The organism is Streptomyces sp. NPDC057486 (assembly GCF_042802415.1).
Taxonomy (GTDB): Bacteria; Actinomycetota; Actinomycetes; order Streptomycetales; family Streptomycetaceae; genus Streptomyces; species Streptomyces yanii.
This window is the reverse complement of sequence record NZ_JBHVEE010000047.1, coordinates 1-15,616: the sequence shown is the minus strand read 5'-3', so window position 1 is coordinate 15,616 and position 15,616 is coordinate 1. Positions and strand designations below refer to the sequence as shown.

Genomic DNA, 15,616 nt, shown 5'->3' with positions numbered 1-15,616 from the left:
CTGTGACCGGACCCCCGACCGGACGGCCCATCACCGAAGCCGACGACGCCGAGATCGTCGCCCAGTCGCTGGAGCAGCCGGAGATCTTCGCCGGGCTCTACGACCGTCACGCGCCCGCCATCCACCGGTACGCCGCCCGCCGCCTCGGGGAGGGCGTGGCGGACGACATCGCGGCGGAGACGTTCCTCATCGCGTTCCGGTCCCGACGCCGCTACGACGCCACCCGCCGGGGCGCCCGGCCCTGGCTGTACGGCATCGCCGCCAACCTCATCGGCAAGCACCGGCGCAGCGAGGAGCGGAGTCTGCGGGCCCTGGCCCGTACCGGACAGGACACGGTCGCCGCGTCCTGGAGCGACCGCTCCGACGACCGGATCGCCGCCCAGGTGCCGCTGGCCGGAGCGCTCGCCGCGCTCTCCCCCGGCGACCGCCATGTCCTGCTGCTCGTCGCCTGGGCGGACCTCGCGTACGAGGAGGTCGCGCAGGCGCTGGGCATCCCGCTCGGCACCGTGCGGTCCCGCCTCAACCGCGCCCGTCGCAAGGTCCGCGAGGCGTTGCACACCGACCCCGCGTTCACATCCGACGTCATGGAGCTGAGCCCGTCATGGACGAAATGACCCAGCTGCGCGAGCTGCGCGCAGATGCTCCCGTCCCCGACCGTGCCGCGCTCGCTCCCGGCCGGCAGCGGCTGACGGACTCCCTTGCGGGCGGCCGGAGCACCCGCCGGCTGCGCGCCGACTGGCGGATCGCGTCGATCGGCGCCGCGGCGGCGATCACCGCGGCCGCTCTGCTGACCACGCAGATCGGCTCGGACGGTCCCACCCACGGGGCCACCGCGGCGGCCCCCCTGACCCTGGACAGCCCGGCCGAGGTACTGAACCGGGCCGCCGACGAGCTGGCGAAGCAGCAGGCCGCGCCGGAGCCGCGCGACGACCAGTGGATCTACACCCGGACGAAGATCGCCCAGCGGGAGCCCAAGGCGGGCTCGGCCGACGTGGGGCGACTCTCGTACGACCCGGACTCCTGGGTTCCGTACGACAACTCCGCCGCGGCGGAGAACGGCAAGGACAGCGACTACCGCACGGCCCGCCAGGTCTACCGTGCCGCCGATGAGCTGCCCGACAATCCGGCGCTTCTGCTGGCGAAGGTCCGCTCGTTCTATCCGACGGGCCACACCGCCGACAGCCTTCCCGAGGCCGAGGCCCAGCACAGCTTCCGCGCCATGGGTCTGATGGTCGAGGCGTACCCGATCGCCCCGGACGCCCTCGCCCGGATCTACCGTGCGCTGGCCACCGTCCCGGGGGTGAAGGTCACCGACCATCTCGTGAAGGACGCCGCCGGGCGCGATGCCATTGCCATCACACGGAAGGAGGACGGCTCGCACGAGCAGCGCGAGATCCTCATCAGCCCCCGCGACTACAGCTACGCGGGCATGCGCTTCGTGGCCGTCGAGGACTACGAGATGAAGGTTCCCACCGGGATGAAGGTCCCGCCCGAGACGTACAAGGCCGGGGAGGTCCTCACCAGCGAGGCGCGGATCATGGCCGCCGTCGTCGACGCCAAGGGCCAAAAGCCCTGACCGCAGGGTGGTACGGAACGGCCCGGTGTCCGCCACAGGGGTGCGGACACCGGGCCGCAGCCCTTCCACGTGACCGACCCCACCCCCCACCGGGTCAGAACTCCCGCGACAATGAACCCGTGATCACTTCGCCGCCACGGAGCACCCACCGACGCGCCGAGCACGCTTCGACGCCGTACGTCGACCTGTCGCGCGCCGAGTGGAGCGCCCTGCGCGACAAGACGCCGCTGCCGCTGACCGCCGACGAGGTGGAGCAGCTGCGCGGGCTCGGGGACGTCATCGACCTCGACGAGGTACGCGACGTCTACCTGCCGCTCTCCCGCCTCCTCAACCTCTACGTCCAGGCCACCTCCGGCCTGCGCGGTGCCCTGAACACCTTCCTCGGGGACGCGGGCAACGGCCATGGCGCGCAGCGGGGCACCCCGTTCGTCATCGGGGTCGCCGGCAGTGTCGCCGTCGGCAAGTCCACCAGTGCCCGTATCCTCCAGGCGCTGCTCGCCCGCTGGCCCGAGCACCCCCGGGTGGAGCTCGTCACCACGGACGGGTTCCTGCTGCCGATGAAGGAGCTCCGGGCACGCGGGCTGATGTCGCGCAAGGGTTTCCCCGAGTCGTACGACCGGCGGGCCCTGACCCGTTTCGTCGCCGACATCAAGGCCGGCAAGGACGAGGTGACGGCGCCCGTCTACTCACACCTGATCTACGACATCGTGCCGGGCGAGCGGCTCACCGTCCGCCGCCCCGACATCCTGATCGTCGAGGGCCTCAACGTGCTGCAGCCCGCGCTCCCCGGCAAGGACGGCCGCACCAGAGTCGGGCTCGCCGACTACTTCGACTTCAGTGTGTACGTGGACGCGCGGGCCGAGGACATCGAGACCTGGTACCTCAACCGCTTCCGCAAGCTGCGCGAGACGGCCTTCCAGAATCCGTTCTCGTACTTCCGCAAGTACACCCAGGTCTCCGAGGAGGAGGCCATGGAGTACGCCCGCACCATGTGGCGGACCATCAACAAGCCCAATCTGCTGGAAAATGTGGCACCCACACGCGGCCGTGCCACTCTGGTGCTGCGCAAGGGCCCGGACCACAAGGTCCAGCGTCTCTCGCTGCGCAAACTCTGAGTCCCCGAGCCTCCCCTGGAGTATCCGCGTGCTGCATCTGCGCCTGATCGTCCCTCAGGACCGCACGGACGATGTGGTGCACCTCGTGCGGCACACCGTCGGCACCACGCATCTGGTGGTCATGCCCGGTGTCGCCCTCGACCCCGCGGGCGATGTCGTGACGTGCGACGTGGCGCGCGAGGCGGGCGACGAGCTGATCACATCACTGCGCGAGCTCGGCATCGACGAGTCCGGCTCGATCACCGTCGAGGAAACGGACCTGACGCTCTCCGCGCATGCCGACCGGGCCGAGGAGGAGGCACCGGGCGAGGGCGCGGACGCGGTGCTGTGGGAGGAGCTGGCGGACGCGACCCACGAGGAGTCGACGTTCAGCGTCACCTACCTGGCGTTCCTCTCGATCGCCACGATGCTCGCGGCCTGCGGTGTGATGCTGGACAACGCGATCCTGATCGTGGGGGCGATGGCGGTGGGCCCGGAGTTCGGTCCGCTGGCCGGCATTTCCACGGCGCTGGTGCAGCGCGTCCCGCGCCTGGTGTGGCGGTCGCTGTGGGCGCTGGTCGGCGGGTTCGCCGTAGCGATGGTGCTGACGGCCGGGTTCGCCTGGATGATGAACGGCCTCGGGCTGTTCACGGGGGCGATGATCGAGGCGGAACGGCCCAACACGGCGTTCATCTGGCAGCCGGACTGGATGTCGTTCGTGGTGGCGTTCCTGGCGGGCATCGGTGGCACGCTCTCCCTCACCTCGGCGAAGTCGGGGGCGCTGATCGGCGTCGCGATCTCGGTGACGACGGTGCCCGCGGCCGCCAACGCGGCCGTGGCCTTCAGCTACCAGGACCTCGCGCAGACGTGGGGTTCGGTGGGCCAGCTGGCGGCGAACCTCGGCGGGATCGTGCTCGCGGGCACGCTGACACTGCTGGTCCAGAAGGCGCTGTGGGCGATGCACCGTCGCCGTATCCGGGCTGCCTGACGCGATGGCCCGGGGCCGGCGACGGTCCTTCGGCTGTCGTCCGGCAGCGGCCGCACACGACGCCGCCCGGCGCCCCTCCAGGAGGAACACCGGGCGGCACCTCACCCTCGAACGGCGAAGGTCACCCCAGGGCGGACTTCACCGCGTCGGCCAGCCGCCCGGCCACCGACCGCGCCTGCTCGATGTCGGCCGCCTCGACCATGACCCGCACCAGCGGCTCGGTGCCCGACTGGCGCAGCAGTACGCGCCCGGTGTCGCCCAGCTCGCGCTCGGCCTCCTCGACCGCGGCGGCCAGCTCCGGAGAGGTGTCGACCCGGGACTTGTCGACGTCCCGGACATTGACCAGGATCTGCGGGAGCCGCTGCATGACACCGGCCAGGTCGGCGAGCGTACGGCCGGTGGCGACGACCCGGGCCGCCAGCATCAGGCCGGTCAGCGTGCCGTCACCGGTCGTGGCGTGGTCGAGGACGATGACATGGCCGGACTGCTCGCCGCCCAGCGCGTAGCCCTGCGCCTTCATCGACTCCAGGACGTATCGGTCACCGACGGCGGTCTGGACGAGGTGGATGCCCTCCCGCTCCATGGCGATCTTGAAGCCGAGGTTGGACATGACCGTGCCGACCACGGTGTCCTTGCGCAGCTGCCCGGCCTCGCGCATGGCGAGGGCCAGCACGGCCAGGATCTGGTCGCCGTCGACCTCCTCGCCCGAGGCGTCCACGGCGAGGCAGCGGTCGGCGTCGCCGTCGTGCGCGATACCCAGGTCGGCGCCGTGCTCGACGACGGCGTTCTTCAGCAACTCCAGGTGGGTGGAGCCGCAGCCCTCGTTGATGTTCAGGCCGTTCGGTTCGGCCCCGATGGTGACGACCTCGGCGCCGGCCCGGGCGAATGCCTCGGGCGAGACCCGGGCGGCCGCGCCGTGCGCCTCGTCGAGGACGACCTTCAGCCCGTCGAGCCGGTTCGGCAGGACCGCGACGAGGTGCGCCACGTACCGGTCGAAGCCCTCGGTGTAGTCCGTGACCCGTCCCACACCGGCACCGGTCGGACGCGCCCACGGCTCACCGGTGCGGTGCTGCTCGTAGAGCGTCTCGATCCGGTCCTCCAGCTCGTCGGCGAGCTTGTGACCACCGCGGGCGAAGAACTTGACACCGTTGTCCGGCATGGCGTTGTGACTGGCGGAGAGCATCACGCCGAGGTCGGCGCCCAGCGCGCCGGTGAGGTACGCCACCGCGGGGGTGGGCAGCACACCGACGCGCAGGACGTCCACGCCCGCGCTCGCCAGACCGGCCACCACGGCAGCCTCCAGGAACTCTCCGGACGCGCGGGGGTCACGGCCCACCACCGCGGTCGGCCGATGCCCCTCAAGGGTGCCCGTCTCGGCGAGCACATGCGCCGCAGCGACCGACAGACCGAGCGCGAGCTCGGCCGTCAGGTCCGCATTGGCGACGCCGCGCACACCGTCCGTGCCGAAGAGTCGTCCCACTGGTGTCCTCCGAAGATGCTCCGAAACCGAACTGCAAAAACAAAACGAGTCATGACAGGCATGACCCGGAACGACGCAAGGGAACATAAAGAGCCATGCCGAGCCACGGCGGGCCTATGAACGTCTGATGCCGTTATACGCCCCAGGGGGCCAATAGACGAACGCCCCGGGGGCACAGGGAGTGCCTCCGGGGCGAACGTGTAAAGCAGGTGAGCAGGCGGATTAGCGCTTGCTGTACTGCGGGGCCTTACGGGCCTTCTTGAGACCGGCCTTCTTGCGCTCGACCGCACGGTCGTCGCGGGAGAGGAAGCCGGCCTTCTTCAGCGGGGCGCGGTTGTTGTCCACGTCCGCCTCGTTCAGCGCACGAGCAACACCGAGGCGCAGGGCACCGGCCTGACCCGAGACGCCGCCACCCGAGATACGGGCGATGACGTCGTAGCGGTTGTCGAGCTCGAGCACCTTGAAGGGCTCGTTGACTTCCTGCTGGTGCACCTTGTTGGGGAAGTAGTCCTCAAGGGTGCGACCGTTGATCTTCCACTTGCCGGTGCCCGGAACGATCCGGACGCGGGCAATGGCGTTCTTGCGACGGCCAAGGCCGGCGGCAGGCTGCGGCTCGCCGAAGCGGGACGCCAGCGACTCGCTGGTGTACTCGCCCTCGACGGGAACCTCGGACTCGAAGGTGGTCACCTCGGCGAAGACCTCTTCGCCCTCGGTGCCCTCGATGGGGTTCTCAACAGTGGTCTCGGCCACGATTCTCCTCAGATCTTTCTTTGTGTCTTAGGGGGAGGCCGGAACTACTGCGCGACCTGGGTGATCTCGAACGGGACCGGCTGCTGCGCAGCGTGCGGGTGCTGGTCGCCCGCGTAGACCTTGAGCTTCGAGAGCATCTGACGGCCCAGGGAGTTCTTGGGAATCATGCCCTTGATGGCCTTCTCGACAGCCTTCTCCGGGTTCTTGGAGAGGAGCTCGTCGTAACGCACGGAGCGCAGACCACCCGGGAACCCGGAGTGGCGGTACGCCATCTTCTGGGTCTTCTTGTTGCCGGAGAGGTGAACCTTCTCGGCGTTGATGATGATGACGAAGTCGCCCATGTCCATGTGGGGGGCGTAAATCGCCTTGTGCTTGCCTCGGAGGAGGTTCGCAGCCGTGGTGGCCAGACGACCCAGGACGATGTCCTGCGCGTCAATGATGTGCCACTGGCGCGTCACATCGCCGGGCTTGGGGCTGTACGTACGCACTTCGTAGCCTTCGCTTCTTCAGTGGATGAGGTCCAGACACATGGCACCCCTGAAGCGATCATGCAGCTGGGGCTCACAATGCCGGGAACGCTGCCCGTATGCGAGCCACTGGTAACTGCTCCAGAGAACCTACGTAAGGGCTCTTCGCGTGAGAACGACGAAGCCGATACGTATAACAACCCCCGACAGTACCCGCCCCGCCCGGGACGGGTCAAAACGCGCCGGCCCTACCGCTCCCGCTCCACCCGCCGCTCGTCCCACACCGGCTCCGCCGTCTCCCGCACCACCCCGTCCGACCCGAACACCAGGTACCGGTCGAAGGACTTCGCGAACCACCGGTCGTGCGTGACGGCCATCACGGTCCCCTCGTACGCCTCGAGCCCGTCCTGCAGCGCCTCCGCCGACTCCAGGTCCAGGTTGTCCGTCGGCTCGTCCAGCAGCAGCGCCGTGGTTCCCGCCAGCTCCAGCAGCAGGATCTGGAACCGTGCCTGCTGCCCGCCGGACAGCTTCTCGAAGGGCTGGTCGCCCTGCCGCTCCAGTTCGTACCGGCGCAGTACGGACATCGCCCCGCCCCGGTCCTTCGCGTGCTCCGTCCACAGGATCTCGACGAGCGTGTGCCCCATCAGCTCCGGATGGGCGTGCGTCTGCGCGAAATGCCCGGGCACGACCCGCGCGCCGAGCTTCCACTCCCCCGTGTGCGCGACCGTTTCCCCGGCCAGCAGCCGCAGGAAGTGCGACTTGCCCGAGCCGTTCGAGCCGAGGACGGCCACCCGTTCGCCGTAGTAGATCTCCAGGTCGAACGGCTTCATCAGCCCGGTCAGCTCCAGCGCCTTGCAGGTCACCGCCCGCACCCCGGTCCGGCCGCCGCGCAGCCGCATCTTGATGTCCTGCTCGCGCGGCGGCTCCGGCGGCGGTCCCGCGTCCTCGAACTTCTTGAAGCGGGTCTGCATCGCCCGGTAGCGCGACGCCATGTCGGGGCTGATCGCCGCCTGCTGCCGCAGCCGGTGGACCAGCGCCTTCAGCCGGGCGTGCTCCTCCTCCCAGCGCCGCAGCAGCTCCTCGAACCGGGCGAACCGGTCCTTCCTGGCCTGGTGGTACGTATCGAAGCCGGCGCCGTGCACCCACACATCGCTGCCTGCCGGGCTGGGCTCCACGCTCACGATCTTCTCGGCGGCCCGGGACAGCAGCTCCCGGTCGTGCGAGACGAAGAGCACCGTCTTCCGCGTCTCCTTGAGCTTCCCCTCCAGCCACCGCTTGCCGGGGACGTCGAGATAGTTGTCCGGCTCGTCGAGCAGCAGCACCTCGTCGGGCCCGCGCAGCAGCGCCTCGAGCACGAGCCGCTTCTGCTCACCACCACTGAGCGTGCGGACCTCGCGCCACTGCGCCTTCTCGTACGGGACACCGAGCGCGGCCGTGGTGCACATGTCCCAGACGGTCTCGGCCTCGTACCCGCGGGCCTCCGCCCAGTCGCTGAGGGCCTGCGCGTACGTCATCTGCGCGGCCTCGTCGTCGACGGTGAGGATCAGCTCCTCGGCCCTGTCGACGGCCTGTGCCGCCTCCCGGATGCGCGGCTGGGCGACGGAGACGAGGAGGTCCCGGACCGTACGGTCGTCCCGCACAGAGCCCACGAACTGCGGCATCACCCCGAGTCCGCCGCTCACCGACACCGTGCCGCCGTGCGGCTGGATCTCCCCGGACAGCAGCCGCAGCAGCGTGGTCTTCCCGGCGCCGTTCGCTCCCACGAGGGCGACGACGGCCCCGTCCGCGACCCGGAACGAAGCATCGCCGAGCAGCACCCGCCCGTCCGGTAGGTAGTACTCGAGATGGCCTGCTTCAAGATGTCCCATGCACAGCATTGTCACGGCCCGCGAAGCCCTGGCCCAACCGGTTTACGCCTCCTCTAGGATTCGCCGCATGAGCTTTGGGCAAGGGGGGCCCTCCTGGGGGCCCGGAGGAAATCACACTCCGGACTGGGCAGCGCTGGCCGATGAATCCGCCGCGCGGAGCCGTCGCAAGAAGTGGCTGATGATCGGCGGCGGCGCGCTCGCCACCGCCGCGATCGGGGCGATCGTCGCCACAGCGGTCATCTCGACCAACAACAACGGCTCCACCGGCTCGGGCAAGAACGCGAGCCAGTTGCCGGGACCGGCCGATCTGCCGACCGACTCGGCGGAGCCCGAGCCGTCCTTCTCCACGGTGGCCCCTCCGCCCCCTCCGGACCCGAAGGACTACATATCCGATGTGAAGAAGGACAGGGCGCCGATCTCCATCGACTCGTTCTACCCGGGCAAGAAGCTGACGATGGGTGACCGCGTCTACGCCAAGGGCGCCACGCACCGCACGACGAACTGCGCCGCGACCACCCAGGGCGCGCTCGGCTCGATCCTCACGAGCAACGGCTGCGACCAGGTCATCCGCGCCACGTACAGCAGTGCTGGGGTCGCCGTCACCGTCGGCGTCGCGGTCTTCGAGACGGAGGCGCAGGCCAAGAAGGCGGCGCAGCAGGCGTCCGGCGGTCTGGCGTCGCTGAGCGGCGCGGGCGTGCCGACGTTCTGCCGCGGCGGTTCCGTCTGCCGCCGCACCGCCAACTCGTACGGCCGCTACGCCTACTTCACCATCGGGGGCTTCACGAACGGCAAGAACGTCACCAAGGCCGACAAGAGCGTCTTCTCGGTCGGCGACGACCTGACGAACTTCACGTTCCGTCAGATCCGCCACCGCGGCGAGGTCCAGGCCTCGGCGGCGGCGACCGCACCCGCCGGCTGACCCGTCCCGGGGACCTCGTACGTCTTCCGTTCCTCCTCACCCTTCCCCGCGTGCTGGGCGACGGCGCGGCCATCGGCACCGACCTGCCGCCGGGCGAGGCCCTGGTCGTCGACACCCGGGACCCCGCGACCCGTGTGCACGCCCAGTGGGAGCCGAGGGACGTATACGTATCGGGTCTCGCCGATTCCGCCCTGCACAACCCGGGCCGGCCGGACGGCCAGCCGACTCCCCCGAGGACCCGGGCGCGCGTCGGGAGCACGGCTCCGAGCCGGGTCGGGCTCCCCCTCCCGGACGGTGCCGTCGCGACGGAGCCGCAGCCCTCGTCGGCCGCACCCCGGCCTCACTCCGACGGGTTGCCGCACCGGAACGTCACCGACAGGGCCGAGGAACGGCGGCGACGCGCACATCGAGGAGGTCCGGAGCAGCGGACGGCACCGCGCCTCAGCAGCAACCGCTCCCCGGCAGCGTCCGTACGTTGCGTGCCGCCTTGTTGCGCGCGGCGAGCAACTCGTCGACCGGGTAGGCGACTTCCTCCAGCGTCAGCCCGTGCGGCCGCACCACGTGCACCCCCGGGTCCCGCACCCCCGCCGCCAGCACCTGGGCCGGCCACGGGTCGGGGCGGCGTCCATCACCCACGAACAGCATGGCGCCGACCAGCGCGCGCACCATGTTGTGGCAGAAGGCATCGGCCTGCACGGTCCCCGTGATGACACCGGACGCCTCGTCCCGTACCCAACTCAGCTTCTGCAACGTACGGATGGTCGTCGCGCCCTCGCGCTTCCTGCAGTACGCGGCGAAGTCGCGCTCGCCGAGCATCCGGGCCGCGGCCGCGTTCATCGCGTCCACGTCCAACGGACGGTCGTGCCAGAGCACATGACCGCGGATCAGCGGATCCACGCCACCGGGCCGGTCCGAGACCCGGTAGGCGTACCGCCGCCACAGCGCCGAGAAACGCGCGTTGAACCCCGCCGGAGCCTCGGCCACCCGCCAGATCCGTACATCGGGGGCCATCCGGCCGGCCATCCGGCGCAGCAGCAGCGCGCCGTGCTCGGCCCACACCCCGTCCGGCAGATCGACGTGCGCGACCTGACCGCGGGCGTGCACCCCGGCGTCGGTGCGCCCGGCGACCGTCAGGTCGTACGTCTGCTCGGACCGCGTCACGGTACGCAGCGCGTCCTCGATCTCCCCCTGCACCGTGCGCCGCGCCGTCTGCTTCGCCCAGCCGGAGAAGTCCTTGCCGTCGTAGGCCAGGTCCAGCCGCACCCGTACGAAACCGGGCTCTACTTCGTCACTCACCCAACGATCCTCTCAAGCCTGAACATACGGAACGGGCCCGCACCTCCCCGAAGGGTGATGCGGGCCCGTCCAGTGGTCTCAGAACGCTCAGGCGTCCTTGGACTCCGCGTCGGCCTCGGCCGGCTTGGCGTCCTCGACGACCTCGGCGGACTCGTCCTTCTTGAGGGCGTCCTCCTTGACCGCACGCTTCGTCGCGGCCTCGGCCTCACCGGTGGCCTGCTGCGCCACGGTCAGCGCCTCGACCAGCTCGATGACGGCCATCGGGGCGTTGTCGCCACGACGGTTGCCGATCTTGGTGATGCGCGTGTAACCACCGGGGCGGTTCTCGTAGCGCGGGGCGATCTCGGTGAAGAGCGTGTGCACGATGCTCTTGTCCGTGATCGTCTGCAGAACGAGGCGACGGTTGTGGATGTCGCCCTTCTTCGCCTTGGTGATCAGACGCTCGGCGACCGGACGCAGGCGGCGGGCCTTGGCCTCGGTCGTCGTGATGCGGCCGTGCTCGAACAGCGACTTCGCGAGGTTCGCGAGAAGCAGACGCTCGTGCGCGGCGCTGCCGCCCAGACGGGCACCCTTTGCGGGACGCGGCATGGTGTTTCTCCTTGTGTGCTGCACCGGCCGTATCAGGTACCGGTGTCAGTTCCCGTGAAGCGGCCGCTCCACGGAAGTCCATGGGCCGACCGGACACCGTCCCGGCCGATGAGATCAGTCATCGGCCGGAATCGAGCCCGTCCGGCGATCGAGGGCAAAGCCCTCATCCGGTCCGGGGCGCCGGGAGACCCGGGCGCCCCAGCCGGAGGCGTACTAGTACTGCTCGGTCTCGACGAAGCCCGCGTCCGCGTCGTCGTCGGCGCCGAAGGCGTCGGCGGCAGCGGTCGGGTCGAATCCGGGCGGGCTGTCCTTGAGCGCCAGACCCATACCGGCCAGCTTCGCCTTGACCTCGTCGATCGACTTCGCACCGAAGTTGCGGATGTCGAGCAGGTCGGCCTCGGAGCGCGCCACGAGCTCACCCACGGAGTGGATGCCCTCACGCTTGAGGCAGTTGTACGAGCGGACCGTGAGCTCCAGCTCCTCGATCGGCAGCGCCAGATCGGCAGCGAGCGCGGCGTCCGTCGGCGACGGGCCCATGTCGATGCCCTCGGCGTCGATGTTGAGCTCGCGGGCCAGACCGAACAGCTCGACCAGGGTCTTACCGGCCGACGCCATGGCGTCACGGGGACGCATGGCCTGCTTGGTCTCGACGTCGACGATCAGCTTGTCGAAGTCGGTGCGCTGCTCGACACGGGTCGCCTCGACCTTGTACGTGACCTTGAGCACCGGCGAGTAGATGGAGTCGACCGGGATACGGCCGATCTCCTGGCCCGCCTGCTTGTTCTGGACGGCGGAGACGTAGCCGCGACCGCGCTCGACGGTCAGCTCCATCTCCAGCTTGCCCTTGCCGTTCAGCGTGGCGAGGACCAGGTCCGGGTTGTGGACCTCGACACCGGCCGGCGGGGCGATGTCAGCAGCGGTGACCAGGCCGGGACCCTGCTTGCGCAGGTACATCACGACCGGCTCGTCGTGCTCCGAGGAGACGACCAGCTGCTTGATGTTGAGGATGAGGTCGGTGACGTCCTCCTTGACGCCCGGCACGGTGGTGAACTCGTGCAGGACACCGTCGATCCGGATGCTGGTGACAGCAGCGCCGGGGATCGAGGAGAGGAGCGTGCGGCGGAGAGAGTTGCCGAGGGTGTAGCCGAAGCCCGGCTCCAGCGGCTCGATCACGAACCGGGAGCGGAACTCGTCGACGACCTCTTCGGTCAGCGACGGACGCTGAGCGATAAGCATGCTGTGGTCCTTCAGTCGTGGGCGCCCACTATTTGACGCCCCCAGATACTGACAAGGGTACGGGCGGCACGACCCGAAAGAGCCGTACCGCCCGGACCCGCGAGCTCTCCTACTTGGAGTAGAGCTCGACGATCAGCTGCTCCTGCACCTGGGTGTCGATCACCTGGCGCTCGGGCAGGGAGTGCACGAGGATCCGCAGCGTCGACGGCACGGCTTCGAGCCATGCCGGGACGGTACGCTCGCCGGCCTCGGCCTGGGCCACCTGGAAGGGGGTCAGGGCCTTGGACTTCTTGCGGACCTCGATGACGTCGTTCACGGCGACGCGGGCCGACGGAATGTCGGTCTTCGTGCCGTTCACGGCGATGTGTCCGTGACGCACCAGCTGACGGGCGTGATCGCGGGACTTGGCGAAGCCGGCCCGGTAGACCACGTTGTCGAGGCGGGTCTCAAGGATGCGCAGAAGGTTCTCACCGGTCTTGCCGGTCTTCTGGTTCGCTTCCTTGTAGTAGTTCACGAACTGCTTCTCAAGGACACCGTAGATTCGCGAGCACTTCTGCTTCTCACGAAGCTGAAGAAGGTACTCGCTGTCCTTGGTGCGCCCGCGTCCGTGCTCACCCGGGGGGTAAGGACGGATCTCGATCGGGCACTTCGCGCTCTCGCACTTGCTGCCCTTAAGGAACAGCTTCTGCTTCTCCCGACGGCAACGCTTGCAGTCGGCCCCGGTGTATCGCGCCATTTTCCAGTTGTCTCCGTTGCTTCAGTGCGTCAGACGCGACGGCGCTTGGGCGGCCGGCATCCGTTGTGCGGAGTGGGGGTGACGTCCTGGATCGAACCGACCTCGAGGCCGGTGGCCTGGAGGGAGCGGATCGCGGTCTCGCGGCCGGAGCCCGGACCCTTGACGAAAACGTCAACCTTGCGCATGCCGTGCTCCTGCGCGCGGCGGGCGGCCGACTCGGCGGCCATCTGCGCGGCGAAGGGGGTGGACTTGCGCGAGCCCTTGAAGCCGACGTGGCCGGCAGAGGCCCAGGAGATCACGTTGCCCGAGGGGTCCGTGATCGAAACGATCGTGTTGTTGAACGTGCTCTTGATGTGCGCGTGGCCGTGAGCAACGTTCTTCTTTTCCTTGCGACGCACCTTCTTGGCTGCGCCCTGACGTCCCTTGGGGGGCATGTCTTTACTCCAGATGGAGAGGGGAGGTGATCGGTCCTACAGCGAAGACCGCTGGATGCTGCAACGGCCCGGGGATCCGGACTGTCGCAGTGCGTCCGCTGAGGACTACTTCTTGCCCGGCTTCTTCTTACCGGCGATCGCGCGACGCGGACCCTTGCGGGTACGAGCGTTCGTGCTGGTGCGCTGGCCGTGGACCGGCAGGCCGCGGCGGTGACGCAGACCCTGGTAGCAGCCGATCTCGACCTTGCGGCGGATGTCGGCCTGAATCTCGCGACGGAGGTCACCCTCGGTGCGGAGGTTGGCGTCCACGTACTCGCGGATCTTGACCAGGTCCTCTTCGGCCAGGTCGCGAACGCGCGTGTTCGGGTTCACACCCGTGGTGGCGAGGATCTCCTTGGACCGGGTGCGCCCGATACCGAAGACGTAGGTGAGGGCAACCTCCACGCGCTTTTCGCGCGGGATGTCAACACCTGAAACGCGTGCCATTCAATGGCTCCAGTTGTTATTTCGGGGGTCTTCCGCAATACCACTCCCGGCCGCCGACCGCCCCCGAAAGGGAAGCGGTGGTACGTCCGGGTCCCCGGCCCCCGCCGGAGGTGTCGTCAGCCGAAGCTTGGACGGGCACTGCGTATGTACGTATTACGTGCGTCGCGCGAAGTGCTGCGAGATGCAGGGGGTCGTGCGTCAGCCCTGGCGCTGCTTGTGGCGCAGGTTGTCGCAGATGACCATGACCCGACCGTGACGGCGGATCACCTTGCACTTGTCGCAGATCTTCTTGACGCTCGGCTTGACCTTCATGGGATGTCAGGTTCTCCGGGTCAGTGCCACCACCCCGCCGCAGCAGGGCGTGGGCAAGATCTACTTGTATCGGTAGACGATCCGGCCACGCGTCAGGTCGTACGGAGAGAGCTCCACCACGACCCGGTCATCCGGGAGGATACGGATGTAGTGCATCCGCATCTTGCCGCTGATGTGCGCGAGGACCTTGTGACCGTTCTGGAGCTCCACCTTGAACATGGCGTTCGGGAGGGACTCGATCACGGTGCCCTCAATTTCGATGGCACCTTGCTTCTTGGCCACGCTTCGCCTTTCGAATCGGCTACCTTGATCGACTCTCCGCTCCGTATGCGGACACACGGATGCACGAGAGCCGACGAGTCAGTCTACGTCAGCGGACCCCAAAAGACGAATCCGTCAAGTTTGCCCACCGGAGTAGATCCTTAGACCTGCCCGGGGGCGCGTTCTCAGCCGGTGGGGCCCCTCAGCCCAGCGGGTCCGGCGCGGCCTGGATCCCGTACTCCGCCAGCTTCGCGCGTCCGCAGTCGGGGGCCGTCAGGACCAGGGGGCCCTGCTCGGTCAGGGCGATCGAGTGCTCCCAGTGGGAGGACCAGGTGCCGTCGGTCGTGATGACCGTCCAGTCGTCCTGGAGCACCTCGGTCTGCGGCGTACCGAGCGAGACCATCGGCTCGATGGCCAGGCAGACGCCGGGAACCAGCTTGATGCCCTTGCCCCGCTTGCGCGCGACGTAGTTCAGCAGGTGCGGGTCCATGTGCATCTCGGTGCCGATGCCGTGGCCGCCGTAGTCCTCGATGATCCCGTACTTGCCGGTGGCGGGACGCGGCTGGCGGCGGATGAAGGACTCGATCGCCTTCGAGATGTCGACGAGGCGGTTGTTCACCTTCATCGCGGCGATCCCGGCCCACATGGACTCCTCGGTCACCCGGGACAGCTCGATGAGCTCCGGAGCGTGACCGGTCCCGACGAACGCCGTGTACGCCGCGTCGCCGTGCCAGCCGTCCACGATCGCGCCGGCGTCGATGGAGATGATGTCGCCGTCCTTGAGGACGGTCTTCTCGTCCGGGATTCCGTGCACGACGACCTCGTTGACCGAGGTGCAGATGGTCGCGGGGAACCCGCCGTACCCGAGGAAGTTCGACTTCGCACCGTGGTCGGCGATCACCTTGCGTGCGACCTGGTCAAGGTCATGGGTGGTGGCGCCGGGCACCGCCGCCTCGCGGGTGGCCGCGTGAATGGCAGCGACCACCAGCCCCGCCTCACGCATCTTCGCGATCTGCTCGGGGGTCTTGATCTGCACCATTGCGCGGCGCCTCTCTGCATCGAAGGGGAACGGGTGCGGCGTACTCCACGATACGGCGCAAACAGACGGCCGCGGCGCCCAAGGAC

General features: G+C 68.9%; 18 protein-coding genes. 5 read left to right on the top strand and 13 right to left on the bottom strand.

The window, feature by feature from the left end; genetic code table 11:
* The first annotated feature begins 2 nt into the window (after positions 1-2).
* From ACFU6I_RS22260 to ACFU6I_RS22245, 4 genes are all read left to right on the top strand, one after another.
* Positions 3-614 (top strand): RNA polymerase sigma factor, encoded by a 612-nt coding sequence (locus tag ACFU6I_RS22260; protein WP_384369411.1) that lies wholly within the window; start codon positions 3-5, stop codon positions 612-614.
* Positions 602-1,576 carry a CU044_5270 family protein gene (locus ACFU6I_RS22255; RefSeq protein WP_384369408.1) on the top strand — a complete coding sequence of 325 codons (975 nt, stop codon included), beginning with the start codon at positions 602-604 and terminating at the stop codon, positions 1,574-1,576. The genes ACFU6I_RS22260 and ACFU6I_RS22255 overlap by 13 nt, the downstream gene beginning before the upstream one ends.
* A 119-nt stretch (positions 1,577-1,695) precedes the next feature.
* Entirely contained in the window at positions 1,696-2,691 is a 996-nt protein-coding gene (coaA, locus tag ACFU6I_RS22250; RefSeq protein WP_266982570.1) for a type I pantothenate kinase, read from the top strand.
* Between the two features lie 28 nt (positions 2,692-2,719).
* Positions 2,720-3,658 (top strand): DUF389 domain-containing protein, encoded by a 939-nt coding sequence (locus tag ACFU6I_RS22245; RefSeq protein ID WP_345514981.1) that lies wholly within the window; start codon positions 2,720-2,722, stop codon positions 3,656-3,658.
* A gap of 121 nt (positions 3,659-3,779) precedes the next feature.
* Here the strand turns inward: ACFU6I_RS22245 and glmM are convergent, their stop codons facing one another.
* The 4 genes from glmM to ACFU6I_RS22225 form a co-directional block, all read right to left on the bottom strand.
* Entirely contained in the window at positions 3,780-5,138 is a 1,359-nt protein-coding gene (glmM, locus tag ACFU6I_RS22240; RefSeq protein WP_384369405.1) for a phosphoglucosamine mutase, read from the bottom strand.
* A 222-nt stretch (positions 5,139-5,360) separates the two neighbouring features.
* Positions 5,361-5,888 (bottom strand): 30S ribosomal protein S9, encoded by a 528-nt coding sequence (gene rpsI / locus ACFU6I_RS22235; RefSeq protein WP_037688031.1) that lies wholly within the window; start codon positions 5,886-5,888, stop codon positions 5,361-5,363.
* A gap of 44 nt (positions 5,889-5,932) precedes the next feature.
* Complete coding sequence (rplM, locus tag ACFU6I_RS22230; RefSeq protein ID WP_096625076.1) at positions 5,933-6,376, bottom strand: 50S ribosomal protein L13; 444 nt, start codon at positions 6,374-6,376, stop codon at positions 5,933-5,935.
* Between the two features lie 227 nt (positions 6,377-6,603).
* On the bottom strand, positions 6,604-8,232 hold the full coding sequence (locus ACFU6I_RS22225; protein ID WP_384369531.1) for an ABC-F family ATP-binding cassette domain-containing protein: 1,629 nt from the start codon (positions 8,230-8,232) through the stop codon (positions 6,604-6,606).
* A 58-nt stretch (positions 8,233-8,290) separates the two neighbouring features.
* On the opposite strand from ACFU6I_RS22225, the gene ACFU6I_RS22220 reads away from it, so the two are divergent.
* Positions 8,291-9,142: a hypothetical protein gene (locus tag ACFU6I_RS22220; RefSeq protein ID WP_384369402.1), complete on the top strand. Its 852-nt coding sequence runs from the start codon at positions 8,291-8,293 to the stop codon at positions 9,140-9,142.
* A gap of 441 nt (positions 9,143-9,583) precedes the next feature.
* On the opposite strand, the gene truA is transcribed toward ACFU6I_RS22220, so the two are convergent.
* The 9 genes from truA to map form a co-directional block, all read right to left on the bottom strand.
* Complete coding sequence (gene truA / locus ACFU6I_RS22215) at positions 9,584-10,438, bottom strand: tRNA pseudouridine(38-40) synthase TruA (RefSeq protein WP_384369399.1); 855 nt, start codon at positions 10,436-10,438, stop codon at positions 9,584-9,586.
* An 87-nt stretch (positions 10,439-10,525) separates the two neighbouring features.
* The gene (gene rplQ / locus ACFU6I_RS22210; protein WP_384043607.1) at positions 10,526-11,026 is read right to left on the bottom strand and encodes a 50S ribosomal protein L17; all 501 of its coding nucleotides are present in this window, start codon (positions 11,024-11,026) and stop codon (positions 10,526-10,528) included.
* Positions 11,027-11,239: 213 nt separating this feature from the next.
* Positions 11,240-12,262 carry a DNA-directed RNA polymerase subunit alpha gene (locus ACFU6I_RS22205; RefSeq protein WP_024755423.1) on the bottom strand — a complete coding sequence of 341 codons (1,023 nt, stop codon included), beginning with the start codon at positions 12,260-12,262 and terminating at the stop codon, positions 11,240-11,242.
* Between the two features lie 109 nt (positions 12,263-12,371).
* A complete protein-coding gene (rpsD, locus tag ACFU6I_RS22200; RefSeq protein WP_345514969.1) occupies positions 12,372-12,998 on the bottom strand; it encodes a 30S ribosomal protein S4 in 627 nt (208 codons plus the stop codon).
* Between the two features lie 29 nt (positions 12,999-13,027).
* Complete coding sequence (gene rpsK / locus ACFU6I_RS22195; protein WP_003956432.1) at positions 13,028-13,432, bottom strand: 30S ribosomal protein S11; 405 nt, start codon at positions 13,430-13,432, stop codon at positions 13,028-13,030.
* Positions 13,433-13,537: 105 nt separating this feature from the next.
* Positions 13,538-13,918: a 30S ribosomal protein S13 gene (gene rpsM / locus ACFU6I_RS22190; RefSeq protein ID WP_018519286.1), complete on the bottom strand. Its 381-nt coding sequence runs from the start codon at positions 13,916-13,918 to the stop codon at positions 13,538-13,540.
* A gap of 198 nt (positions 13,919-14,116) precedes the next feature.
* Positions 14,117-14,230 carry a 50S ribosomal protein L36 gene (gene rpmJ / locus ACFU6I_RS22185; RefSeq protein ID WP_003956441.1) on the bottom strand — a complete coding sequence of 38 codons (114 nt, stop codon included), beginning with the start codon at positions 14,228-14,230 and terminating at the stop codon, positions 14,117-14,119.
* 60 nt (positions 14,231-14,290) lie between these two features.
* Positions 14,291-14,512 (bottom strand): translation initiation factor IF-1, encoded by a 222-nt coding sequence (gene infA / locus ACFU6I_RS22180; protein WP_003956442.1) that lies wholly within the window; start codon positions 14,510-14,512, stop codon positions 14,291-14,293.
* Positions 14,513-14,693: 181 nt separating this feature from the next.
* Complete coding sequence (gene map, locus ACFU6I_RS22175; protein ID WP_345514968.1) at positions 14,694-15,530, bottom strand: type I methionyl aminopeptidase; 837 nt, start codon at positions 15,528-15,530, stop codon at positions 14,694-14,696.
* Positions 15,531-15,616: the final 86 nt, after the last annotated feature.